Genomic DNA, 20,611 nt, shown 5'->3' on the forward strand with positions numbered 1-20,611 from the left:
CACATGCGCCTTACAAGCGTCGACAATAATTGCAGACGCGGGCTAAATGCAAGCGCGGACTATTGCGCCCGTCGTCTATCCTGAGCTCAAGCCGCTCCGGACAAGGAGAGATCCATGACAGCGACAGACCCCGCCCTGACCGCCCTCTCCCAAGGCTGGTGCGCCCTCTCCCTGCTGCACGGCAGGATCGACGCCCACATCGAGAAGGCCCTCCAGAGCCGGCACGGCCTCAGCGTGCGCGAGTACTCACTCCTCGACGTCCTCAGCCGCCAGCACAGCGGCCCCGGCGGACACCTGCAGATGCGACAGGTCGCCGAAGCCGTCGTACTGAGCCAGAGCGCCACCACCCGCCTGGTCACCCGCCTCGAAGACCGCGGCCTGCTCACCCGCTACCTCTGCGACACCGACCGCCGCGGCATCTACACCGACGTCACCGAGGCCGGCCAAGCCCTGCTCGCCCAAGCCCGCCCCACCAACGACACCGCACTGCGCGAAGCCCTCGACGAAGCCGCGAAGAACCCCGAACTGGAGCCCCTGGTCAGGGCAGTCGAAGAACTGCGCGCCCCCACACCCGCTGCGTAACCTGCCCCCATGAGCGATCTTGAGATACGCCGCGCAGCCCCCGCCGACCTTCCCGCGATCGTCGCCATGCTCGCCGACGACCCCCTGGGCGCCCAGCGCGAGTCCCCCGACGACCTCGCCCCGTACACCGCCGCCCTCACCCGCCTCACCGACGACCCGAACCAACACCTCGTCGTCGCGGCACGCGAGGGCCGCGTCGTCGGCACACTGCAACTCACGGTCATCCCCGGGCTGTCCCGACGCGGCTCCACCCGCTCGATCATCGAAGGCGTACGCATCCACGCCGACGAACGCGGCAGCGGCCTCGGCACCCAGCTCATCGAGTGGGCCATCGACGAATCCCGACGCCAGAACTGCCAGTTGGTCCAACTCACCTCAGACGCCACCCGCACCGACGCCCACCGCTTCTACGAGCGACTCGGCTTTGAAGCCACCCATGTTGGATTCAAGCTGAGTATCTGAAAACCGTTTGATTTGACTCGTTGCCCCTTGCCCGAGGGGCGGCCGTATGTCCGGATCCCGCCCTCACACTCAACGAAGTCACCCTGCTCGACCTCGCGGAAAACCAGCGCTCGCAGCCTGCGGATAACTTCGTCCACAGGCTTGCCTCGCTGCTCGACGAGCACATCACCGGCGTCCTCGACCAGCGCCTGGCCACGCACACCGACGGCAAGGTCACCGAGATCGCGGAGGACGTCTGCCGCACCACCATCGGCCGCGCCGTCGTCCCCCTGCTCAACGCCGCGTCGAGAACGACGGCGAACACCGGGGCCGCATCCAGGCGCTCGAGAACGAAATCACCCACCTCCGGCGCGTTCTGCGCGAACGCGAGGCAGCCTGATCAATGGGCGCGCTCGACGCCATGAACCCCAGCCAGTTCGAGCAGCACATCGCCTGGCTCTGCCGACGCGACGGCTGCGACCGGGTGACGGTCACCGGAGGCCACGGCGACACGGGCGCAGACATCGGGCCCGAAGTCGCAACCGGAACTTGCGGCTTCGGGCCCGCTCGGAATCTACCGGCCTCCCACCCCCATGCCCGGTTCCACGTGAAACGTCACAGCCCGCGCCAGCCGCCCTCGTCCACGCCTCCAGGGACCGCGTCCCCCGGCTCGTACGGCTCACGCGTGAAGACGAACGAGCCCAGGTCGAGATGACTCACCGACCCGTCCTCCCGCCGCACCACCCGGAGCGTCTCCCCAAGGTAGTAACCATCAAGACCGGTCCAAGTACCGTCCGGCCGCGCGGCGAAGCATGATCCGCGCCCGTTGCCCCGCAGCGGCTGCAGCTCCACGCCACGATCGGCGACTAGAGTCAGGGCGTACGGCGACGTGCCCCAGAACCACGGCCCAGTCAACGCCAGCAACTCCTGGTCGACCTCGGCCTCGGGCAGCGGCCGCCAAGGCTCCGGGATACGCGGCTCGGCCTCCACCACGATGCGGATCAGATCGGCCGCCACCGCAGGAGCGGACACCCCCGACGTAGCGTTGACGAGCGCCACCGCAGCCACCCCGTCCTCCACGCTCACCCACAGGCCCGCCACAAAGCCCGGCAACGACCCGGAGTGCCCCACCAGCGTCCGACCGCCGCCCTGGACGATCTGCAACCCCAGCCCATAGCCACCGACCACGTCCCCAGCACCCGCCGGAGCAACAGGCGTACGCATCTCCCGTACGGACTCCGCACTCAGCACCTTCTCGTCACCCACCGCAAGGAACCCGGCAAAGCGGCAGAGGTCTCCAGTCGCAGACCAGAGCTGACCGGCCGGAGCCATCAGCCCAAGGTCCACCGCCGGCTCGGGCAGCATCACATCGGCCCACGGATGCACCGCCCAGCCACCGGCATGCGGGGCCTCGGGCTCCGCGCTCGTACGGCCCATCCCCAGCGGCTCAAGAACCTCGCGCCTCAGCACCTCCGCCCAGGACTCCCCACGCACCGCCTCCACAAGCCGGCCCAGCAGCGTGTATCCGGGATTGGAGTAATGGTGAGTACGCCCGGCCGGATGCATCCGCACCTGCTCACCCAGCACATCGGCCAACTCAGGACGCAAACTGCCCGGCGTCCGCTCCCACCACGGCGCCGGCGCTTCCGCCGACAACCCACCGGTGTGACTGAGAAGTTGAGCCACAGTCACCTCACCCACCCCTGTACCCGGAAGGTGCTTCTCCAGCGGGTCACCAAGGTCGAGCAAGCCTTCGTCGCGCAGCCGCAGCACCAGTACAGCGGTGAAAGTCTTGGTGATCGAACCGATCCGATACTGCGTATCCGCGTCCGGCCCATGCCCGTCGACACAGGTACGGGACCCAGTCCACACGATCTGCCCATCACGCTGCACCGCAGCGACGAACGAGGGCGTCCTCCCCTCGGCTTGTGCGGTGGCGATGCGATGCAGGAGGGCGCGTTGCGTACTGGGAAGCAGCTCTTCGAGCGGTGAGGTCATGGTCAACACCTACCGCCACCACCCCACGCCGTCGACCTCTTTTCACGCAGCGGTGGTCATCAACCATTGCGGTGTGTAGGTTCTCAGCTTCGCTGTCAGGCGGCAGCGGTGGGCCTCTGTCGCTTACTGACGCCGCTGGCCAAGGACACAGAACTCGTTGTCTTCAGGGTCTGCCAATACAACCCACGATTGGTCACCTTGGCCAATATCAACACGCCGCGCGCCAAGAGCCACCAGACGAGCCACCTCGGCGTCCTGATCATCAGGCCTGAAGTCGAGATGCAGTCGGCTCTTGACCTTCTTGCTCTCATCAAGCCGGACGAAGTCCAATCCCGGCAGGCGATCCGGCTCCGGGCGGATCTCGAACTCCTCATCAGAGGAGTGGACCACAACCCAGCCAAGAGCCTCGGCCCACCACTGCCCCAAGGCCACCGGATCTACCGAGTGAACAATTACCTGTTCCCATTCCAAGGTCATCCGCAGAGCCTAGACCCGCCAGGGCTTCGAAAAAAGGGACCAAAGCGCTGCCGATGCCCAGCCCGCGTCTGCTGGTGCGGGTTTGAACGTGGTGAAGCGTTGCCGAGAAGGCGACGAGTGCGGAGGTCCTGCGGCGTACGTTCAGCCAGCCCACCAGTTCCCTCGACACGGAATCAGAGAACTACGGTTTCAGGGATCAGGTCTGCGCCATGTCCACGAAGCGCGAGTAGTGACCCTGGAACGCCACCGTGATCGTCGCCGTCGGACCATTACGGTGCTTGGCCACCATCAGGTCCGCCTCGCCCGCGCGCGGCGACTCCTTCTCGTACGCATCCTCACGGTGCAGCAGGATGACCATGTCCGCGTCCTGCTCGATCGAGCCGGATTCACGCAGGTCGGAGACCATCGGCTTCTTGTCCGTACGCTGCTCGGGACCACGGTTCAGCTGCGACAGCGCGATCACCGGCAACTCAAGCTCCTTCGCCAGCAGCTTGAGGTTTCGGGACATGTCCGAGACCTCCTGCTGGCGGCTCTCCGCACGCTTGGAACCACCGGACTGCATCAGCTGCAGATAGTCGATGATCACGAGCTTCAGGTCATTGCGCTGCTTCAGCCGACGGCACTTCGCCCGGATCTCCATCATCGACAGGTTCGGCGAATCGTCGATATACAGCGGCGCCTGCGAGACATCCGGCATACGCCGCGCCAGCCGCGTCCAGTCCTCGTCCGTCAGCGTGCCGGAGCGCATGTGGTGCAGCGCCACCCTAGCCTCCGCCGAGAGCAGGCGCATCGCGATCTCGTTGCGCCCCATTTCGAGGGAGAAGATCACGCTGGGCAGATTGTTCTTGATCGAGCAGGCCCGCGCGAAGTCCAGCGCCAGCGTCGACTTACCCATGGCGGGACGGGCCGCGATGACGATCATCTGGCCAGGGTGCAGGCCGTTGGTCAGCGAGTCGAAGTCCGTGAAACCGGTCGGCACACCGGTCATCTCGCCCGTACGGGAACCGATCGCCTCGATCTCGTCCAGCGCGCCTTCCATGATGTCGCCGAGCGGCAGATAGTCCTCGCTGGTGCGCTGCTCGGTGACGGCGTAGATCTCGGCCTGCGCGGCGTTGACGATGTCGTCGACATCGCCGTCGGCCGCGTATCCCATCTGCGTGATCTTCGTGCCCGCCTCGACCAGCCGGCGCAGCACCGCCCGCTCATGGACGATTTCGGCGTAGTACTCCGCGTTGGCCGCCGTAGGCACCGTCTGTACAAGCGTGTGCAGATACGAGGCGCCGCCGACCTTCGTGATCTCGCCGCGCTTGGTCAGCTCGGCGCCCACCGTGATGGGGTCGGCCGGCTCACCTTTGGCATAGAGGTCGAGAATCGCCGTGTAGACGGTCTCGTGCGCCGGGCGGTAGAAGTCATGCCCCTTGAGGATCTCCACCACGTCGGCGATGGCGTCCTTCGAAAGCAGCATGCCGCCGAGAACGGACTGCTCCGCGTCAAGGTCCTGCGGGGGTACTCGCTCAAAGGCAGGAGCCCCGCCCTCCCAGCCGCCTCCACTCTCGCCGCCGCGGTCGTGCTGCTCGTCGCGCCCCCGGCCTTCGCCGCGACGCCGACGGGAGGCGGGCAGACGGTCACCTGGACCGCTGTCGGCCCAGGGGTCGTCCAATGGCTCGGAAATGCTCACCGGGCCACCTCCTCCCGTCCGCTGCGCGGACCTCGCTGTGCCACTCTTTCTTACGGCACGGCTCTGACAAATGAGACGCCCGACTCCGGTTCCGGCGCATCGGATTCGACGAGCTTCCGGGGCCGGAACGGAAGGCGGGCGCCGCACCACGGTAGGCCCGCGGGCACCGTCAGCCAATCTGGTTATCCACAGGCCGTGTGGACGAAAGACCACTTGCTGTGGAGAAGTCCACTGAACCTGTGCACGGACCGGGGGACAGCACTGTGGACAAACTCATAGCGCACCCACTTCCACTGCCCTGACCTGCACTTTCTCGATCCACCGGCTGTGGGGAAGAAAAACTTCGGCCCCTGGTTCAAGATCAGAACAAACGGCGCACAGCCGAACCCGGAAAGCACCCGGCCGTAAGGATCGCAAGGCCATTGCATCTCTTACCTGTGGAAGATTAGATTGACCTCATGACTCAGGCCCCCACGGCAGCGAAGACCAGCCGACGCCGGCACGACCGCGAGATCATCGCGCTCGCCCTCCCGGCCTTCGGCGCCCTGGTCGCCGAGCCCCTCTTCGTGATGGTCGACAGCGCGGTCATCGGCCACCTCGGCACCCCGCAACTAGCGGGCCTCGGCATCGCCGCCACGCTCCTGATGACCGCGGTGAGCGTCTTCGTCTTCCTCGCCTACGCCACCACCGCCGCGGTCGCCCGCCGCGTCGGCGCGGGCGATCTCCAGGCCGCCATCCGGCAGGGTATGGACGGCATCTGGCTCGCGCTGCTCCTCGGCGCCGCGGTGATCGCGGTCGTCCTGCCCGCCGCTCCCTGGCTCGTCGATGTCTTCGGCGCTTCCGACACGGCGGCTCCGTACGCCATCACCTATCTGCGGATCTCCAGTCTGGGCATCCCCGCGATGCTCGTCGTCCTTGCGGCCACAGGTGTCCTGCGCGGTCTCCAGGACACGAAGACACCGCTGTACGTCGCCGTAGGCGGCTTCACCGCCAACGCGCTGCTCAATGTGGGCCTGGTGTACGGCGCCGGATTCGGCATCGCGGGTTCCGCGTGGGGCACCGTGATCGCCCAGTGCGGGATGGCCGCCGCCTATCTCGTGGTGGTGGTACGGGGCGCCAGGAAGCACGGCGCATCCCTGCGCCCCGACGCCGCGGGCATACGGGCCTGCGCACAGGCCGGCGCACCGCTGCTGGTCCGTACGCTCTCGCTGCGTGCCGTCCTGATGATCGCCACCGCGGTGGCCGCCCGGCTCGGGGACGCGGATGTCGCGGCCCACCAGATCCTTCTGTCGCTGTGGAGTCTGCTGGCCTTCGCCCTCGACGCGATCGCCATAGCGGGCCAGGCGATTATCGGGCGCTATCTGGGCGCCGACGACGCCAAGGGTGCGCAGGAAGCGTGCCGCCGGATGGTGCAGTGGGGCATTGCGTCCGGGGTGGTGCTCGGCGTGCTGGTCGCGGTGTCCCGGCCGTTGTTCATTCCGCTGTTCACGAGCGATCAGGTGGTGCGGGACGCGCTGTTGACGGCGTTGCTGGTGGTGGCTGTCTCGCAGCCGATTTCGGGGATCGTCTTCGTGCTGGACGGTGTGCTGATGGGTGCGGGGGACGGGCCTTATCTGGCGTGGGCCATGCTGGCGACGCTGGCGGTCTTCACGCCGGCGGCTCTTCTGGTGCCGGTGCTGGGTGGTGGGCTGACCACCCTGTGGTGGGCGATGACGCTGATGATGGCGGTGCGGATGGTGACGCTCTGGCTGCGTGCGCGTTCGGGCCGCTGGATTGTTACGGGCGCCACGCGCTGAGCGGCAGTGATGTTTCACGTGAAACGGCGAAGGGCCGCACCCCGTGGGGTGCGGCCCTTCGTACTGCTCTGAGATGCGCAGCCTTAGGCGGCGACGACCTCGACGCCGAGCTTCGCGGCGACCTCGGGGTGCAGACGCACCGAGACCTGGTGCGAACCCAGGGTCTTGATCGGCGAGCCCAGCTCAACGCGGCGCTTGTCGACGTCGGGGCCACCGGCAGCCTTGATCGCCGAAGCGACGTCGGCCGGGGTGACGGAACCGAAGAGACGGCCGGCGTCGCCGGAGCGAACGGCCAGACGGACGTTCACGCCTTCGAGCTTGGCCTTGATCTCGTTGGCCTGCTCGATGGTCGCGATCTCGTGGATCTTGCGGGCGCGGCGGATCTGCGCCACGTCCTTCTCGCCACCCTTGGTCCAGCGGATCGCGAAACCACGCGGGACCAGGTAGTTGCGAGCGTAGCCGTCCTTGACGTCAACGACGTCGCCGGCAGTGCCGAGGCCAGAGACCTCGTGGGTGAGGATGATCTTCATTTTTCGGTCACCCTTCCCTTATCGCGCGGTGGACGTGTAGGGCAGCAGCGCCATCTCACGGCTGTTCTTGACTGCCGTGGCGACGTCACGCTGGTGCTGCGTGCAGTTGCCGGTCACGCGGCGGGCACGGATCTTGCCGCGGTCGGAAATGAACTTCCGCAGCATGTTCGTGTCCTTGTAGTCCACGTACGTGACCTTGTCCTTGCAGAATGCGCAGACCTTCTTCTTAGGCTTGCGCACAGGCGGCTTCGCCATGGTGTTTCTCCTGTGTGATCAAGAAGTGGTGTACGGGCCCGCCTTAGAAGGGGGGCTCGTCCGAGTAGCCGCCGCCGGCGGAACCGCCGGAGCTTCCGCCCCAGCTGCCGCCGCCCTGCTGCTGACCGCCGCCGGCCGGTGCACTGCTGGCCCAGGGGTCGTCGGCGGGTGCGCCGCCGCCCTGCTGCTGGCCGCCGCCGCTGGGGGCTCCGCCCCAGTTGCCGCCGCCCTGCTGGCCGCCCTGCTGACCGCCGCCGTATCCGCCCTGGCCGCCTCGACCGGTGGTCTTGGTGACCTTGGCCGTGGCTGTCTTGAGGCTGGGGCCGACTTCCTCGACGTCCAGCTCGTAGACCGTGCGCTTGACGCCCTCGCGGTCTTCGTAGGACCGCTGCTTGAGCCGGCCCTGTACGACGACGCGCATGCCTCGCGTAAGCGACTCTGCGACGTTCTCCGCCGCCTGACGCCAGACCGAGCAGGTGAGGAACAGGCCTTCGCCGTCCTTCCACTCATTGGTCTGCTTGTCGAAGATGCGGGGAGTGGACGCGACACGGAACTTCGCGACCGCCGCACCGGACGGGGTGAAGCGCAGCTCGGGGTCGTCGACGAGATTGCCGACGACCGTGATGACGGTCTCGCCTGCCATGGGTGAACCTCTCGGCGGGGATTGCTGCTGGCTGCTTGTTGCTACTCGGACCCGATTACCGCTGAGCTACTGAGCTCAGTGGGTTTCGGGGCGGAGGACCTTGGTCCGGAGGACCGACTCGTTCAGGTTCATCTGTCGGTCGAGCTCCTTGACGACTGCGGGCTCGGCCTGCAGGTCGATGACCGAGTAGATGCCCTCAGGCTTCTTCTTGATCTCGTAGGACAGACGACGACGGCCCCAGGTGTCGACCTTCTCGACCTTTCCGTTGCCCTCACGGACGACGGAGAGGAAGTTCTCGATCAACGGGGAGACAGCGCGCTCCTCGAGATCGGGGTCGAGGATGACCATCACTTCGTAGTGACGCATGTGGAACCCACCTCCTTTGGACTCAGCGGCCACGGTCGTTCCGTGGCAGGAGGGTCGTGATGCGTACGCAACGGTATCGGCCGCCACTGACAAGCCGCCTTCTTCGAGAGAAGAGGCTTGTTTTCTGACATGGGCAGACACCGGTGCAGACCGTACAGACTACCTGCTCACCGCCTTGCGGTTGAAATCCGGGCGGGAAGGCCCACAATCTGTACACATCGGGTGTGTGCGGCATCACGGTTCGCCGCTTCGAGCAGGAGGTGCCCCATGGCACAGGCAATGCGACGACACTCCTCGACTTCTCTCTTCGAGACCGACGGCAAGCCTCATCCGCGCCAGGACACCCTGGTCGCGGTGACGGTGCTGCTGGGCGTGGTCGCCTTTGTCACGGCGATGTTCCACGACCTGCATCTGATCAGCTCCTGGGCGGGGCTGGCGGGGATCATCGCGGGTGCGTACGGGCAGTTCATCTCGGTCACGACGCGCGAGCGGACGTTGCTGATCGTCGGGCTGGGGGCGTCCGCGGTCGGCTTCTACCTCGGTATGGCGCACGGTGGCCTGTTTGGTGGGGTGCTGGGATAGGCCCGGCTGGGTCAGCGGGCCAGTCGGGGCGCTCACTGGGCGCAGTAGGCTTCGGCGCGAGAGCCGGAGCCCCTGATCCCATGGGGACAGACCTGCCGAGGAGCGCCCCGCATGAGCCTGACCCTGAGGACCATTAGCCGCGAGCAGCATCTGGCGTACATCCAGAGCCTGCCGTCGGCGAGCCATTGCCAGGTCCCGGCGTGGGCTGATGTGAAGACGGAGTGGCGTTCGGAGAGCCTGGGCTGGTTCGACCGGAGTGACCAGCTGGTCGGCGCCGGCCTGGTGCTGTACCGGCAGTTGCCGAAGATCAAGCGGTATCTCGCGTATCTGCCCGAGGGTCCGGTGATCAATTGGTACGCGCCGAATCTGGACGACTGGCTGCAGCCGATGCTGGCGCATTTGAAGCAGCAGGGTGCGTTCTCCGTGAAGATGGGCCCGCCGGTGGTCATTCGCCGCTGGGACGCGCCGGCCATCAAGGCCGGTATCCAGGATCCGGATGTGAAGCGGCTGCGGGACATCGAGGCGACGCACATCGAGCCGCGTGCCTTCGAAGTGGCGGACCGGCTGCGGAAGATGGGCTGGCAGCAGAGCGAGGACGGCGGCGCCGGTTTCGGTGACGTGCAGCCGCGTTACGTGTACCAGGTTCCGTTGGCGAACCGGTCGCTGGATGATGTGCTCAAGGGCTTCAATCAGCTGTGGCGGCGCAACATCAAGAAGGCCGAGAAGGCCGGTGTCGAGGTTGTGCAGGGGGGTTACGAGGACCTCGCCGAGTGGCAGCGCCTGTACGAGATCACGGCTGTGCGTGACCGTTTCCGGCCGCGCCCGCTTTCGTACTTCGAGCGGATGTGGTCGGTCCTGAACGCCGAGGATCCCAACCGGATGCGGCTGTACTTCGCGCGGCACAACGGCGTGAATCTGTCGGCGGCGACGATGCTGGTCGTCGGTGGGCATGTCTGGTACTCGTACGGCGCTTCGGACAACATCGGCCGTGAGGTCCGGCCGTCGAACGCGATGCAGTGGCGGATGCTGCGTGACGCGTACGCGATGGGTGCGACTGTCTATGACCTGCGGGGTATTTCCGATTCTCTCGACGAGACCGACCACCTGTTCGGCCTGATCCAGTTCAAGGTGGGTACGGGTGGGGAGGCTGTGGAGTACGTCGGCGAGTGGGACTTCCCGCTCAACAAGATGCTGCACAAGGCGCTCGACATGTACATGTCGTACCGCTGATCCCTGCCCGACTCCGTTTCCGTCCATACCCCTGATACACCGCAGCCACGAGAAAGGTTCCGGACCGGCCATGGCGCTCACCCTCTACGTCGACACCGCGCGCTGGCGGGCGCACCAGAAGTCCGTCCTCGATCAGTTCCCGGGAATAGTGCCGGTCTGCAAGGGCAACGGCTACGGCTTCGGCCATGAGCGGCTCGCGGACGAGGCGACCCGTTTCGGCTCGGACATCCTGGCCGTCGGCACGACCTACGAAGCGGCCCGCATCAAGGACTGGTTCGGCGGTGACCTGCTCGTCCTGACGCCGTTCCGGCGCGGCGAGGAGCCGGTTCCGCTGCCGGACCGGGTGGTGCGCTCGGTGTCGTCGGTCGACGGGGTGCACGCGCTGGTCGGCGCCCGTGTCGTCATCGAGTGCATGAGCTCGATGAAACGTCACGGCGTGAAGGAGGAGGAGCTCGGGCTGCTCCACGCGGCCATCGAGGACGTACGCCTGGAGGGCTTCGCCCTGCACCTCCCGCTGGACCGTACGGACGGTTCCGACGCGGTCGAGGAGGTCATCGGCTGGATGGACCGGCTGCGGGCGGCGCGTCTTCCGCTGCACACGATGTTCGTCAGCCACCTGAAGGCCGCGGAACTGGCGCGGCTGCAGCAGCAGTTCCCGCAGACCCGCTTCCGTGCGCGTATCGGCACGCGGCTGTGGCTGGGCGACCACGAGGCGACAGAGTACCGCGGCGCGGTGCTGGACGTGACCCGGGTGTCCAAGGGCGACCGGTTCGGTTACCGCCAGCAGAAGGCGGCGTCGGACGGGTGGCTCGTGGTGGTGGCGGGCGGTACGTCGCACGGTGTCGGCCTGGAGGCGCCCAAGGCGCTGCACGGTGTGATGCCGCGCGCGAAGGGCGTGGCGCGTGCCGGTCTGGCCACGGTGAACCGTAATCTCGCGCCGTTCGTGTGGGCGGGCAAGCAGCGCTGGTTCGCGGAGCCGCCGCACATGCAGGTGTCGATCCTGTTCGTCCCCTCGGACGCGCAGGAGCCGAAGGTGGGCGAGGAGCTGGTGGCCCATCTGCGCCACACGACTACGCAGTTCGACCGCATCGTCGACCGCTGATCGGCCGCTGAGCAGCCGCTGAGCAGCCGCTGAGCAGCCGCTGAGGACCCCCTGACGGCCGTCCCGGCGGGCGGTCATGCCCTCATGTCCGGGACGTGGTGGTGCCCCATTCCACCCGTGGCCCCTCGAAGTGGTGCACCGCGTGCCGCGGCGGGTGCGCCGCCTTCCCCAGGACGAAGGTGTCCTCGGCCCCGTCGAGGACACCGCCCGAGGGGTCGTCCGAGCCGTCGCGACGTACGGCGTCCCGTTCGGGCATGAGGATGTCGCGTACGACGACGGCGCACAGGTAGAGCGTCGCCAGCAGGTGCAGCGTGATGGCGAGCTGGTAGCCCTCGGGGGGCAGCCCGCGCTGCTTGTCGCCGCTGGTGGTGTACGCGAGGTACATCCAGATTCCCAGGTAGTACATGACCTCGCAGGCCTGCCAGATCAGGAAGTCGCGCCAGCGCGGCCGGGCCAGGGCGGCGAGGGGGATGAGCCACAGGACGTACTGCGGGGAGTAGACCTTGTTGGTGAGGATGAACGCGGCGACGACCAGGAAGGCGAGCTGGGCGAAGCGCGGCCGGCGGGGCGCTGTCAGCGTCAGCGCGGCGATGCCCGCGCACAGCAGGATCATCAACAGGGTGGCGTACGTGTTGACGGCTTCGACATCGAGCGACTTGCCGGTGCGCTGCGTGATGATCAGCCAGAACGAGCCGAAGTCGACAGTCCGTTCCTCGCTGAAGGTGTAGAACTTCTTCCACCCTTCGGGGGCGAGGATCATGACGGGCAGGTTCACGAGCAGCCAGGCCCCTGTCGCCCCGAGCAGCGCGGCCCCGTACTCCCGGTACTTGCCCGCTCGCCAGCAGAGCACGAGCAGCGGTCCCAGGAGCAGCACGGGATAGAGCTTCGCGGCGGTCGCGAGCCCGATGAGGATGCCGAAGGCCAGCGAACGTCCCCGGGACCACATGAGCATCGCGGCGGCGGTGAGGGCGACGGCGAGCAGGTCCCAGTTGATGGTGGCGGTGAGGGCGAGGGCGGGCGCGAGAGCGACGAGCAGGGCGTCCCAGGGGCGTCGTCGGTGTGTACGGGCGACGCAGACGGCGATGATGGCGGCGCAGATCATCAGCATGCCCGCGTTGACCATCCAGTAGGCCTGTTCGCGCTCCTGGACGGAGCCGTCGAAGGGCATGGTCAGCCAGGCGGCGACCTGCATGAACAGCCCTGTCAGGACGGGGTATTCGAGGAACTCCATGTCGCCGGTCAGGCGATCGAAATACGGTACGAGCCCGTCGGCGAAGCCGCGCCCCAGGTAGAGGTGCGGGATGTCGGAGTAGCAGGCGTGGGTGTACTGCGAACTGGTGCCGCGGAACCAGGCCCACTCGTAGCACGGGATCTTCTGCACCATGCCGAGCGCGAACATGCCGATGGCGACGAGGGCTACGACGCGGACCGGCGTGAGCCGGCCGGCTCCCAGCCTGGCCCACCGGCCGACGGGTCCGCCGATCAGCTCGCTGCCCGCCGCTGCGACTGTGTCCTGCTGCGTGGGCCGTACTACGGGCCGGTCCTCGTGCACGCTCGTCATGGGGGTCATCCTGCCGTACGGGGCTGTGCATGCGGCGAGGGCCGCCGCACCGGGGTGCGACGGCCCTCGTCAGGGTGGGGTGGGGCGTGGCGTCAGCCGCCGCCTCCGAAGAGGCCACCGTTGCTGCTGCCGTTGCCCGGTTTGCCTTCGGTGCTGCCGTCGGTGGTGGTGCCGTCGGTGGTTCCGCCGTCGGTCGTGGTGCCGTCGGTGGTTCCGCCGGTATCGGTGCCGCCTGTATCCGTACCGCCGGCGTCGGTGCCGCCTGCGTCCGTACCTCCGTTGGCATTGCCGCCGTTGGCGTTCTCACCGTTGTCGCAGGCCCAGTCGAGCGGCTCGCAGGTCTCGGTCTCGCTCGGGGTCTCGGAGGGGGTTGGCGGGGTTTCCGAGGGGGTCTGGGACGGGGTGGAGGACGGGGTCGAGGACGGCGTCTGGCTGGGCGTGACGCTCGGCTTCGGCGTCGGCGCACCGGCCGAGTCGGCCTTCTTGCCGATCGGGAGCGCCTCGGGGAAGTCCTTCACTTCCTCATCCTTGAGCGCGTCGCGCATGTAGTTCGTCCAGACCTCGGTGGGAATGTCACCACCGTGGATGGAGGGGACGCCGCCCGTGCCGTTCATCGAGAGCAGCTTGCGGGACTCGGGGTCCGTACGGAACAGGGTGACCGAGGTCGACAGCTGCGGGGTGTAGCCGACGAACCAGGCCGACTTGTTCTTGTCGGTGGTACCGGTCTTGCCGGCGACCGGGCGGCCCAGCTTCTGCGCCTTCTTACCGGTGCCCTCGTCACTCTCGACGACGTTCCGCAGGACGTCGGTGATGTTGTCCGCGATCTCCGGGTCCATCGCCCGCTCGCGCTTGGGCTTCTCGAAGCCTGGCTGCTCCTGGCCGTTCAGGAGGACCTTGGAGACGGAGTACGGCTCACGATGCATGCCGGAGTCGGCGAAGGTTGCGTACGAGCTGGCCATGCGGATGGCACTCGGTGTGGACGTACCCAGGGAGAAGGACGCGTTCCGCTGGTCCATGCTCTCTTCGAGGATTCCGGTGTCCTCTGCCATATCGGCCACTTTGTCCAGGCCCACGTCCATGCCGAGCTGTACGAACGGGGTGTTGATGGACTTTTCCATCGCTTCCCTGAGTGTGACGTAGCCGTACGCCTTGTCGCTCTCGTTCTTCTGACGGAACGGCTGCCCGTTCTTGCCCGGGACCGGATTACCGCTCGGGTACTTGATCTCGATCATGTCGTTGCCGTTGTACTTACTCAGCGGCGAGAGACCTTCACTGCCCGAGTTGTGGGTGCCGTGCTTCATCGCCGCGGCGAGGACGTACGGCTTCCAGGTCGAGCCGACGGGGACGCCCCAGGTGTCGGCGTTGTTGGTGAAGTGCTTCTTGTCCCAGCCCTCGCCGCCGTAGAGCGCGACGATCGCGCCGGTCTCCACGTCCACCGAGGCGGAACCGAACTGGACGAACTTGTCCTTTTTGGGGCGCGCCTTGGTGTCCAGAAACGCCTTGCGCGTCTTGTTGACGGCCTTCTCCATCGCGTTGACCTTGTCCTTGTTGAAGGTCGTGTAGATGCGATAGCCGCCGAGCGCGAGCTTCTCCGGCGTGATTTTGGTCTGCTTCATCACGTACTTCTTGGCGGTCTCGACCAGGTAGCCCTTCTGGCCACCGAGGCCAGTGGCCTGCTCCGAGTCCTTGAGCGTGGGGAACCCGGCCTTCTTCCACTTGTCCGCCTCGGCCTGCTTCATCCGGCCGACCTCGACCTCGCGGTCGAGGATCCATGCCCAGCGGTATTCGGCGCGCTCCCTGTTCTTATCGGGGGTGGCATTGTCGCCGAGGCCGCCGTCAGGGTTGAAGAGGTTCGGACCCTTGAGAAGTGCCGCGAGGAAGGCGCTCTGGGACGCGTTCAGGTCTTCGCTGTCCTTGCCGAAGTACGCCTGGGACGCGGCCTGGATTCCGTACGCGTCTCGCCCGAAGTACGCGGTGTTCAGGTATCCCTTGAGGACGTCGTCCTTGTCCTCCATCGTGCCGACCTTGAGCGAGATGATGAGCTCGGTGAACTTGCGCTTCATCGTCTGGTCTTGGTCGAGGTACAGGTTCTTCACGTACTGCTGGGTGATGGTCGAGCCGCCCTGCGTCTCCTGACCCATGGCCATGTTGACGATGGCCCGGCCGATACCCATGGGGTCGACACCCCAGTCGTCCTTGAAAGAGGCGTTCTCGGCAGCGATCACCGCGTTCTGCATGGACTGCGGAATCTGGCCGATGTCGACGGACTGGCGGTTGCGGTCGCCACCGGTCGCGGCCAGCTGCGTGCCGTTGTCCCAGTAGAAGACGTTGTTCTGCGCTTGAGCCATCTTCTGCGCGTCGGGTGTGTCGACCCATGCGAAGGCCACCCCCATGCCCGCGACCATGATCGCGAAGAAGCCGAGGCAGGTGCCGCTGACCAGCTTCCAGGACGGTACGAACCGCCGCCACCCGTACTTCTCCGAGCGCGGGTAGTTGATGAACCGCTCCTTGGCCGGGGGGCCTCCACGCCCGCGCCCGGCGGCCCGGCCGCCAGGCTCGGCCCCGCGCCGGCGTGAGCCGCCCGCCGTGCCGCGCTGGGCGGCACGGCGGGCTTCCGCTCTGCCGCCGGGCGGACGTTCCTCTCCGTACGAGCCGGAAAGCATCTCAGTGGTGCTGCTGGTGTCCCGCGTGGGGGCCGCGCGGCGGCCTGATGGCTGCTGGGCGGCTCGCCGGGCCGCGGCACGTCCTCCGTCCTGCGGCTGCGACGGTTTGCGACGGTGCTCGCTCATCGAACGACTACTCCTCGGGCAGGCGAGATCGCCTGGAAGCGGCAGGTGAGTTCCGGTCCCCCCGAAGTACGGACCAGCCCGGGATCGGGTTCGTCCGTACGGCCTCATGTGCATCCAGGACGAGGACGCTCCCTGGCGTCACTTGGTTCCCGGTGGTCTGCATGCCGCACAGACTACGCACTGTCAAAACCCACCCAGTGCCGATGTTCACCCCAAATCAGGCAAGTTGCGTGCCTCGAATTGGTGATGTGACGCCGTTCACCATGCCCCCCCTTGTCGAAGCGGGACAGCCGATCTATCGTCTGGATGTATCGAGTCGATACATCAGCTCGGCATAAGGCCCGTCGGCGACTGAGGAGGCGAAGGATGAGCAGGCGCTCAGGCATCCTCGAATTCGCCGTGCTCGGCCTGCTGCGCGAGTCCCCCATGCACGGTTACGAGCTGCGCAAGCGGCTCAACACCTCGCTGGGGGTCTTCCGCGCTTTCAGCTACGGGACGCTCTACCCCTGCCTCAAGACGCTCGTCGCCAACGGTTGGTTGATCGAAGAGCCCGGCAGCGCTCCCGAGGACGCGCTCGCCGCTTCGCTCGCCGGACGCCGGGCGAAGATCGTCTACCGGCTGACAGCCGAAGGTAAGGAGCACTTCGAGGAGCTGCTCTCCCACACCGGCCCCGATTCCTGGGAGGACGAGCACTTCGCTGCTCGTTTCGCCTTCTTCGGACAGACGGAGCGCGAGGTGCGGATGCGGGTGCTCGAGGGCCGCAGGAGCCGGCTGGAGGAGCGTCTCGAGAAGATGCGCGCCTCCCTGGCCCGTACCCGGGAGCGCCTGGACGACTACACGCTTGAGCTGCAACGGCACGGCATGGAGTCCGTCGAGCGCGAAGTGCGCTGGCTGAACGAGCTCATCGAGAGCGAGCGGGCGGGGCGGGATCAGCGACGATCCGACCCCGAGTCCCCGGCTCGTCACGACACCACATCTGGACAGACGGACGGCCTGCCCCGGCACCGGGATGACTTCCCGCCGGGTCCGTCCGACGACACCGTCAAGTGAGGCCCTGCACATCCGCAGGGCTTCGTAGAGAACACACAGGGAGCAACCGCCAATGGGTTCGGTTCGCGTAGCCATCGTCGGCGTGGGCAACTGCGCCGCCTCGCTGGTGCAGGGCGTCGAGTACTACAAGGACGCCGACCCGGCGGGCAAGGTGCCGGGTCTCATGCACGTGCAGTTCGGCGACTACCACGTGAAGGACATCGAGTTCGTCGCCGCCTTCGACGTCGACGCCAAGAAGGTCGGCCTCGACCTCGCGGACGCCATCGGCGCGAGCGAGAACAACACCATCAAGATCTGTGACGTGCCGAACTCCGGCGTCACCGTGCAGCGTGGTCACACCCTCGACGGCCTGGGCAAGTACTACCGCCAGACCATCGAGGAGTCCGAAGAGGCCCCGGCCGACATCGTCCAGACGCTCAAGGACCGCCAGGTCGACGTCCTCGTCTGCTACCTGCCCGTCGGTTCCGAGGACGCTGCGAAGTTCTACGCGCAGTGCGCCATCGACGCCAAGGTCGCCTTCGTCAACGCTCTCCCGGTCTTCATCGCCGGCACCAAGGAGTGGGCGGACAAGTTCACCGAGGCGGGCGTCCCGATCATCGGCGACGACATCAAGTCGCAGGTCGGCGCCACCATCACGCACCGCGTCATGGCGAAGCTCTTCGAGGACCGGGGCGTCGTCCTGGACCGCACGATGCAGCTGAACGTCGGCGGCAACATGGACTTCAAGAACATGCTCGAGCGTGAGCGCCTGGAGTCCAAGAAGATCTCGAAGACGCAGGCCGTCACCTCGCAGATCCCCGACCGCGACCTGGGCGCCGACAACGTCCACATCGGCCCGTCGGACTACGTGGCCTGGCTGGACGACCGCAAGTGGGCATACGTGCGCCTCGAGGGCCGTGCCTTCGGTGACGTCCCGCTGAACCTGGAGTACAAGCTCGAGGTCTGGGACTCCCCGAACTCGGCCGGTGTCATCATCGACGCCGTGCGCGCCGCGAAGATCGCCAAGGACCGCGGCATCGGCGGCCCGATCCTCTCCGCGTCCTCGTACTTCATGAAGTCCCCGCCGGTGCAGTACTTCGACGACGCGGCCCACCGCGCCGTCGAGAGCTTCATCGCGGGCGAGGTCGAGCGCTAGAAGCACAGCAGTAGCAGTCCGATCGTCGAGGGTCCCCGGGTAATCCACCCGGGGACCCTCGACGTGTGTGACGCTTGCTCGCATGCCCGTCGTACGTGATCTGCGCGTACTCCTGCGCCTGACCAACTTCCGCCGCCTGCTGACGGTCCGGCTGCTCTCCCAGTGCGCAGACGGCGTGTACCAGGTCGCGCTCGCCGCGTACGTCGTCTTCTCCCCGGAGAAGCAGACCTCGCCCGGCGCGATCGCCTCAGCGATGGCCGTACTGCTGCTCCCCTATTCGGCCGTGGGCCCTTTCGCGGGCGTGCTGCTCGACCGCTGGCAGCGCCGGCAGGTCTTCCTTTACGGGAACCTGCTGCGGGCGGTGCTCGCCTGCGGCACGGCGGTGCTGATCCTCGCGTCCGTGCCCGACTGGCTCTTCTACGTCTCGGCTCTCTCCGTCACCGCCGTCAATCGTTTCGTGCTGTCCGGGCTCTCGGCCGCACTGCCCCGCGTTGTCGACGCCGACCGGCTCGTCATGGCCAACTCGCTCTCCCCGACGGCCGGGACGCTCGCCGCCACCGCCGGCGGCGGCCTGGCTTTCGCCGTACGGCTGGTGGCGTCGGAGTCCGATGCGGCGGTGGTGCTACTGGGGGCGGCCCTTTACCTCTGCGCCGCCTTGTCGTCGCTGCGGATGAACCGTGAATTGCTCGGCCCCGATCCGGATCAGGTGCAGCCGCGGCTGGGCGCCGCGCTGGCCTCCACGGCCCAGGGGCTCGCGGACGGCTTGCGGCATCTGTCGGAGCGACGTGCCGCGGCACGTGCGCTGGCCGCGATGACGCTGATGCGCTTTTGCTACGGCGCGCTGACGGTCATGGTGCTGATGCTGGTGCGGTACGCCTGGTCCGACGGGCCGGGGGGCGGCGGGGACGAGGGGCTGGCGCTGCTCGGCGTCGCCGTTGCCGTCTCAGCGGCGGGGTTCTTCGCGGCCGCCGTGCTGACGCCGTGGGTGGTGGGGCGGCTCGGACCGTACGGGTGGATGGTCATGTGTGCGGGGTCGGCCGCCGTACTCGAACCTGCCCTCGCGCTGCCCTTCGAGCCCGTACCGATGATGATCGCGGCCTTCGTGCTCGGTCTCACGACGCAGGGCGCGAAGATCACCACCGACACGGTGGTGCAGTCGTCGGTCGACGACGCCTATCGCGGGCGGGTCTTCTCGATCTACGACGTGTTGTTCAACGTCGCCTTCGTGGGCGCTGCGGCGACGGCGGCGCTGATGCTGCCCGCCGACGGCCGCTCGGCCACGCTGGTGATCGTGGTCGCTCTCGTCTACGCGGTGGCCGCTGCTGCCGTGTTCCGCTGGGACCGGTCGGGAGGCACCCCGTAGCGCGCAAGCGAGGGGCGGTGTTTCACGTGAAACATGACTTCAGTTCTGCGTCGCCCACCATTCCTTGAGCGCCGCGACCGCTTCATCGTGTTCCATCGGCCCGTTCTCCAGACGCAGCTCCAGCAGAAACTTGTACGCCTTGCCGATCGCCGGGCCGGGGCCGATGCCAAGGATCTCCATGATCTGGTTGCCGTCCAGATCGGGCCGGATGGAGTCAAGCTCCTCCTGCTCCTGAAGCTGCGAGATGCGCTCCTCAAGCCCGTCGTACGCCCGTGACAGCGCACTCGCCTTTCGCTTGTTGCGTGTGGTGCAGTCCGAGCGGGTCAGCTTGTGCAGCCGCTCCAGCTGGGGGCCCGCGTCGCGTACGTAGCGGCGTACGGCGGAGTCGGTCCACTCGCCGGTGCCGTACCCGTGGAAGCGCAGGTGCAGCTCCACGAGTGTCGAGACGTCCTTGATCAGGTCGTTGGAGTACTTCAGGGCGGTCATGCGCTTCTTGGTCATCTTCGCGCCCACCACTTCGTGGTGATGGAAGGAGACCCTGCCGTCCGACTCGAAGCGCCGCGTCCGCGGCTTCCCGATGTCGTGCAGCAGCGCCGCGAGCCGCAGCACGAGGTCGGCCCCGTCCTCTTCGAGGTCCATGGCCTGCTCCAGGACAGTCAGCGAGTGCTCGTAGACGTCCTTGTGCTTGTGATGCTCATCACTTTCCAGCCGCAGCTGGGGCAGCTCGGGCAGCACGAATCCGGCGAGGCCGCTGTCGACAAGCAGCCTCAGACCCTTGCGCGGGTTCGGGGAGAGGATCAGCTTGTTGAGCTCGTCACGCACCCGCTCGGCCGAGACGATTTCAATGCGCCCGGACATCGCCGTCATCGCGGCGACCACCTCGGGAGCCACCTCGAAGTCGAGCTGAGCGGCGAACCGCGCGGCGCGCATCATGCGCAGCGGGTCGTCGGAGAACGACTCCTCGGGGGTCCCGGGGGTGCGCAGGACGCGGGCAGCGAGGTCGTCGAGGCCGCCGTGCGGGTCGATGAACTCC

The 20,611-nt window shown here is 67.1% G+C and carries 21 protein-coding genes; 11 read left to right on the forward strand and 10 right to left on the reverse strand.

Annotated elements, in window-relative coordinates; genetic code table 11:
- Positions 1–114 precede the first annotated feature (114 nt).
- Genes J7E89_RS16615 through J7E89_RS42390 form a run of 4 tightly spaced genes read left to right on the forward strand, consistent with a single transcriptional unit; the run spans position 115 to position 1,738 of the window.
- Positions 115–582, forward strand: coding sequence for a MarR family winged helix-turn-helix transcriptional regulator (locus tag J7E89_RS16615; protein WP_214974251.1), 468 nt, complete (start codon positions 115–117; stop codon positions 580–582).
- 9 nt (positions 583–591) lie between these two features.
- On the forward strand, positions 592–1,044 hold the full coding sequence (locus tag J7E89_RS16620) for a GNAT family N-acetyltransferase (RefSeq protein ID WP_214974253.1): 453 nt from the start codon (positions 592–594) through the stop codon (positions 1,042–1,044).
- Positions 1,045–1,064: 20 nt separating this feature from the next.
- Entirely contained in the window at positions 1,065–1,448 is a 384-nt protein-coding gene (locus J7E89_RS16625) for a hypothetical protein (RefSeq protein WP_214974254.1), read from the forward strand.
- Positions 1,445–1,738 carry a restriction endonuclease gene (locus J7E89_RS42390; RefSeq protein WP_214974256.1) on the forward strand — a complete coding sequence of 98 codons (294 nt, stop codon included), beginning with the start codon at positions 1,445–1,447 and terminating at the stop codon, positions 1,736–1,738. Before J7E89_RS16625 ends, J7E89_RS42390 begins: the two co-directional genes overlap by 4 nt.
- On the opposite strand, the gene J7E89_RS16635 is transcribed toward J7E89_RS42390, so the two are convergent.
- The 3 genes from J7E89_RS16635 to dnaB all read right to left on the reverse strand — a co-directional run bounded on the left by J7E89_RS16635 (position 1,639) and on the right by dnaB (position 5,176).
- Positions 1,639–3,021, reverse strand: a complete 1,383-nt coding sequence (locus J7E89_RS16635) for a serine hydrolase (protein WP_214974258.1) — start codon at positions 3,019–3,021, stop codon at positions 1,639–1,641. The two genes, J7E89_RS42390 and J7E89_RS16635, sit on opposite strands and share 100 nt — an antisense overlap.
- Before the next feature lie 123 nt (positions 3,022–3,144).
- On the reverse strand, positions 3,145–3,498 hold the full coding sequence (locus J7E89_RS16640) for a VOC family protein (protein WP_214974260.1): 354 nt from the start codon (positions 3,496–3,498) through the stop codon (positions 3,145–3,147).
- Between the two features lie 196 nt (positions 3,499–3,694).
- The gene (gene dnaB, locus J7E89_RS16645) at positions 3,695–5,176 is read right to left on the reverse strand and encodes a replicative DNA helicase (RefSeq protein ID WP_214974262.1); all 1,482 of its coding nucleotides are present in this window, start codon (positions 5,174–5,176) and stop codon (positions 3,695–3,697) included.
- Positions 5,177–5,634: 458 nt separating this feature from the next.
- On the opposite strand from dnaB, the gene J7E89_RS16650 reads away from it, so the two are divergent.
- The gene (locus J7E89_RS16650) at positions 5,635–6,972 is read left to right on the forward strand and encodes an MATE family efflux transporter (RefSeq protein ID WP_214974264.1); all 1,338 of its coding nucleotides are present in this window, start codon (positions 5,635–5,637) and stop codon (positions 6,970–6,972) included.
- Positions 6,973–7,055: 83 nt separating this feature from the next.
- On the opposite strand, the gene rplI is transcribed toward J7E89_RS16650, so the two are convergent.
- The 4 genes from rplI to rpsF form a co-directional block, all read right to left on the reverse strand.
- The gene (rplI, locus tag J7E89_RS16655) at positions 7,056–7,502 is read right to left on the reverse strand and encodes a 50S ribosomal protein L9 (protein ID WP_214974266.1); all 447 of its coding nucleotides are present in this window, start codon (positions 7,500–7,502) and stop codon (positions 7,056–7,058) included.
- Positions 7,503–7,520: 18 nt separating this feature from the next.
- Positions 7,521–7,757, reverse strand: a complete 237-nt coding sequence (gene rpsR / locus J7E89_RS16660; RefSeq protein ID WP_003949403.1) for a 30S ribosomal protein S18 — start codon at positions 7,755–7,757, stop codon at positions 7,521–7,523.
- Positions 7,758–7,800: 43 nt separating this feature from the next.
- On the reverse strand, positions 7,801–8,400 hold the full coding sequence (locus tag J7E89_RS16665) for a single-stranded DNA-binding protein (RefSeq protein WP_214974268.1): 600 nt from the start codon (positions 8,398–8,400) through the stop codon (positions 7,801–7,803).
- A 75-nt stretch (positions 8,401–8,475) separates the two neighbouring features.
- On the reverse strand, positions 8,476–8,766 hold the full coding sequence (gene rpsF, locus J7E89_RS16670) for a 30S ribosomal protein S6 (RefSeq protein WP_006604399.1): 291 nt from the start codon (positions 8,764–8,766) through the stop codon (positions 8,476–8,478).
- Positions 8,767–9,033: 267 nt separating this feature from the next.
- Between rpsF and J7E89_RS16675 the strand changes: the two genes are divergently transcribed.
- The 3 genes from J7E89_RS16675 (at position 9,034) to J7E89_RS16685 (ending at position 11,680) form a co-directional block, all read left to right on the forward strand.
- On the forward strand, positions 9,034–9,348 hold the full coding sequence (locus J7E89_RS16675; protein ID WP_214974270.1) for a hypothetical protein: 315 nt from the start codon (positions 9,034–9,036) through the stop codon (positions 9,346–9,348).
- Positions 9,349–9,459: 111 nt separating this feature from the next.
- On the forward strand, positions 9,460–10,578 hold the full coding sequence (locus J7E89_RS16680; RefSeq protein WP_214974272.1) for a peptidoglycan bridge formation glycyltransferase FemA/FemB family protein: 1,119 nt from the start codon (positions 9,460–9,462) through the stop codon (positions 10,576–10,578).
- Between the two features lie 70 nt (positions 10,579–10,648).
- A complete protein-coding gene (locus J7E89_RS16685; protein WP_214974274.1) occupies positions 10,649–11,680 on the forward strand; it encodes an alanine racemase in 1,032 nt (343 codons plus the stop codon).
- Positions 11,681–11,762: 82 nt separating this feature from the next.
- On the opposite strand, the gene J7E89_RS16690 is transcribed toward J7E89_RS16685, so the two are convergent.
- Together J7E89_RS16690 and J7E89_RS16695 are read right to left on the reverse strand one after the other, a co-directional pair.
- The gene (locus J7E89_RS16690) at positions 11,763–13,241 is read right to left on the reverse strand and encodes a glycosyltransferase family 87 protein (protein WP_374196827.1); all 1,479 of its coding nucleotides are present in this window, start codon (positions 13,239–13,241) and stop codon (positions 11,763–11,765) included.
- Between the two features lie 92 nt (positions 13,242–13,333).
- Entirely contained in the window at positions 13,334–16,030 is a 2,697-nt protein-coding gene (locus J7E89_RS16695; RefSeq protein ID WP_214974279.1) for a transglycosylase domain-containing protein, read from the reverse strand.
- Positions 16,031–16,396: 366 nt separating this feature from the next.
- On the opposite strand from J7E89_RS16695, the gene J7E89_RS16700 reads away from it, so the two are divergent.
- The 3 genes from J7E89_RS16700 (at position 16,397) to J7E89_RS16710 (ending at position 19,578) form a co-directional block, all read left to right on the forward strand.
- Positions 16,397–17,080, forward strand: a complete 684-nt coding sequence (locus J7E89_RS16700) for a PadR family transcriptional regulator (protein WP_214974281.1) — start codon at positions 16,397–16,399, stop codon at positions 17,078–17,080.
- 52 nt (positions 17,081–17,132) lie between these two features.
- The gene (locus J7E89_RS16705) at positions 17,133–18,215 is read left to right on the forward strand and encodes an inositol-3-phosphate synthase (protein ID WP_214974282.1); all 1,083 of its coding nucleotides are present in this window, start codon (positions 17,133–17,135) and stop codon (positions 18,213–18,215) included.
- An 82-nt stretch (positions 18,216–18,297) separates the two neighbouring features.
- Positions 18,298–19,578, forward strand: coding sequence for an MFS transporter (locus tag J7E89_RS16710; protein WP_214974283.1), 1,281 nt, complete (start codon positions 18,298–18,300; stop codon positions 19,576–19,578).
- A gap of 39 nt (positions 19,579–19,617) precedes the next feature.
- On the opposite strand, the gene J7E89_RS16715 is transcribed toward J7E89_RS16710, so the two are convergent.
- The coding region (locus tag J7E89_RS16715) for a CCA tRNA nucleotidyltransferase (protein ID WP_214974284.1) at positions 19,618–20,611 on the reverse strand (994 nt) is incomplete at its 5' end.

Origin of the sequence: Streptomyces sp. ISL-100, from assembly GCF_018614615.1 — a bacterium.
Lineage (GTDB): Bacteria > Actinomycetota > Actinomycetes > Streptomycetales > Streptomycetaceae > Streptomyces.

Coding starts and splice junctions, on each gene's coding strand:
- rpsF (WP_006604399.1), bottom strand. CDS start 8,766: ATGCGTCACTACGAAGTGATGGTCATCCTCGACCCCGATCTCGAGGAG.
- J7E89_RS16615 (WP_214974251.1), top strand. CDS start 115: ATGACAGCGACAGACCCCGCCCTGACCGCCCTCTCCCAAGGCTGGTGC.
- J7E89_RS16700 (WP_214974281.1), top strand. CDS start 16,397: ATGAGCAGGCGCTCAGGCATCCTCGAATTCGCCGTGCTCGGCCTGCTG.
- J7E89_RS16650 (WP_214974264.1), top strand. CDS start 5,635: ATGACTCAGGCCCCCACGGCAGCGAAGACCAGCCGACGCCGGCACGAC.
- J7E89_RS16635 (WP_214974258.1), bottom strand. CDS start 3,021: ATGACCTCACCGCTCGAAGAGCTGCTTCCCAGTACGCAACGCGCCCTC.
- J7E89_RS16675 (WP_214974270.1), top strand. CDS start 9,034: ATGGCACAGGCAATGCGACGACACTCCTCGACTTCTCTCTTCGAGACC.
- J7E89_RS16680 (WP_214974272.1), top strand. CDS start 9,460: ATGAGCCTGACCCTGAGGACCATTAGCCGCGAGCAGCATCTGGCGTAC.
- J7E89_RS16690 (WP_374196827.1), bottom strand. CDS start 13,241: ATGACGAGCGTGCACGAGGACCGGCCCGTAGTACGGCCCACGCAGCAG.
- J7E89_RS16620 (WP_214974253.1), top strand. CDS start 592: ATGAGCGATCTTGAGATACGCCGCGCAGCCCCCGCCGACCTTCCCGCG.
- rplI (WP_214974266.1), bottom strand. CDS start 7,502: ATGAAGATCATCCTCACCCACGAGGTCTCTGGCCTCGGCACTGCCGGC.
- J7E89_RS16640 (WP_214974260.1), bottom strand. CDS start 3,498: ATGACCTTGGAATGGGAACAGGTAATTGTTCACTCGGTAGATCCGGTG.
- J7E89_RS16695 (WP_214974279.1), bottom strand. CDS start 16,030: ATGAGCGAGCACCGTCGCAAACCGTCGCAGCCGCAGGACGGAGGACGT.
- J7E89_RS16665 (WP_214974268.1), bottom strand. CDS start 8,400: ATGGCAGGCGAGACCGTCATCACGGTCGTCGGCAATCTCGTCGACGAC.
- rpsR (WP_003949403.1), bottom strand. CDS start 7,757: ATGGCGAAGCCGCCTGTGCGCAAGCCTAAGAAGAAGGTCTGCGCATTC.
- J7E89_RS16710 (WP_214974283.1), top strand. CDS start 18,298: ATGCCCGTCGTACGTGATCTGCGCGTACTCCTGCGCCTGACCAACTTC.
- J7E89_RS42390 (WP_214974256.1), top strand. CDS start 1,445: ATGAACCCCAGCCAGTTCGAGCAGCACATCGCCTGGCTCTGCCGACGC.
- J7E89_RS16705 (WP_214974282.1), top strand. CDS start 17,133: ATGGGTTCGGTTCGCGTAGCCATCGTCGGCGTGGGCAACTGCGCCGCC.
- J7E89_RS16685 (WP_214974274.1), top strand. CDS start 10,649: ATGGCGCTCACCCTCTACGTCGACACCGCGCGCTGGCGGGCGCACCAG.